Source organism: Prescottella defluvii (genome assembly GCF_000738775.1).
Lineage (GTDB): Bacteria > Actinomycetota > Actinomycetes > Mycobacteriales > Mycobacteriaceae > Prescottella > Prescottella defluvii.
Genome location: NZ_JPOC01000226.1, coordinates 1 through 395, shown reverse-complemented (window position 1 = coordinate 395; position 395 = coordinate 1). Strand labels below are relative to the sequence as shown.

Sequence of the window (395 nt, the reverse complement as noted above, 5' to 3'; positions counted from 1 at the left end):
ATCGGTGCGCAGTGTCGGCGCCCTGATCGCGTCGGCAGCAGCCGAGTCTGTCGTCCGGCGCGCCCACAAGCCACACATCAAGCACGCCGACATGGTCGACCACGGCTGCGGAGCGGTACGACTTCGACGTCGTCACATCGGCATTCGGATTCCGCTTGTCGACGGAGCGGAAACTGAAGCGCGCCTCACCGGCGTCGACGTCGAGCACTCCGTAGCCGTGGTCGACCATGTCGGCGTGCTTGATGTGTGGATTGTGGGCGCGCCGGTTGACTTCCTCGGCTCGTGCCGCCGCGATCAGGTCGCCGCCACTGCTCCCGATGCTGTATCCGCCGTCCCCCGTGTTGGTGGACGTGACCGACGGAACCACGAACTCGACGCCCGCGCGCGCGGTGCCG

General features: G+C 67.6%; 1 pseudogene. It reads right to left on the bottom strand.

The window, feature by feature from the left end:
* A pseudogene (locus tag IJ15_RS26585) lies at nucleotides 1–395 on the bottom strand (hypothetical protein); the annotation flags it as partial.